1 protein-coding gene is annotated in these 1,342 nt (G+C 35.4%); it reads left to right on the forward strand.

Annotation, left to right across the window (positions count from 1 at the left end; translation table 11 throughout):
- Positions 1 to 53: 53 nt before the first annotated feature.
- Positions 54 to 1,342 (forward strand): IS3 family transposase gene (locus AC1DJR_RS29940; protein ID WP_477004250.1). Its coding sequence is split into 2 segments (ribosomal slippage), with 1,290 coding nucleotides annotated over them: positions 54 to 495 and positions 495 to 1,342; the frame shifts between segments, so codons are not numbered across the junction. This gene is flagged as partial in the annotation.

Consider the following 1,342-nt stretch of genomic DNA (forward strand, 5'->3'; position numbering starts at 1 on the left):
TGAAGTGCACCCCAATTGTTAGACACGGTCTAACAATTGGAGGTGCATTTTTTATGGCTAAATTTTCTTCAAAAGAAAAAATCCAAGCGGTGAAACGATATTTAGATGGTTYAGAAAGTGGAGAAACAATTGCTAAATCTATAGGAGTTACTCCTGTTTTACTTCGCGAGTGGATTAGACGATATGAATMTTCAGGTGAAAAGGCCTTTGAAAAGCGCTATACATTCTACTCAGCTCAGTATAAACTAGATGTACTTTATTATATGAATGAACACGGGACATCTATCAGAGAAACAGCGGCACTTTTCAATATTCCGTCTTATGAAACACTTCGGAAATGGAAAATAGCGTATGAAACAGGAGGATTGGATGCCCTACAATCAAAGAAAAAGGGGCGTCCAACCATGAAAGATAAAAATATAAAACCAGTAGTTGAAGGATCAATCGAAGCCTTACAAGCGGAAAATGAACGTTTACGTATGGAAAATGCATATTTAAAAAAGTTGAATGCCTTAGTTCAAAACAAGGAAAAATCACAAAACAAGACAAAGCGGAAGYAATCTATGAGTTAAGGCATGAATTTCCTGTTAAGGAGTTACTTAAACTCGCTAATATTCCGCGTAGTACGTACTATTATTGGATAAAACAGTTCAATCGTCCTGATCCAAATGCGGAGGTAAAAGCACTGATTCAAGCTATTTATGATGAACACGATGGGTGTTATGGCTATCGTCGTATTCGCGATGAACTTATGAATCGTGGGCACAAAGTAAATCATAAAAAGGTGTATCGTCTTATGAAAGAATTAGGGTTAAAATGTCTGGTTCGTATAAAAAAATATCGCTCTTATAAAGGGACAGTTGGGAAAATTGCGCCGAATATTTTAAATCGCAACTTCCAATCTGAAAAACCAAATGAGAAGTGGGTTACAGATATTACGGAGTTTAAGTTATTTGGGGAGAAGTTATATCTATCGCCAATATTGGATTTATTTAATGGTGAAATTATCACCTATACCATTGGYTCAAGACCTACCTATTCCCTTGTTTCAACMATGTTAGATYAAGCTTTTGAACGTGTAACAGATCAGGATAARCTCCTCATTCACTCTGATCAAGGCTGGCACTATCAAATGAAACAATACCGTCATTCTCTTACGAAGTGTGGCATAACTCAAAGTATGTCTCGTAAAGGAAACTGTTATGACAATGCCGTTATTGAAAATTTCTTCGGTATCATGAAATCGGAATTTCTGTATCGAAAAGAATTTGAAAGTATAACACATTTCAAACAAGAATTAGCAAAGTATATAGAATACTATAATCATAAAAGAATTAAGGCA

It is taken from the genome of Bacillus sp. 05T31 (assembly GCF_056396725.1).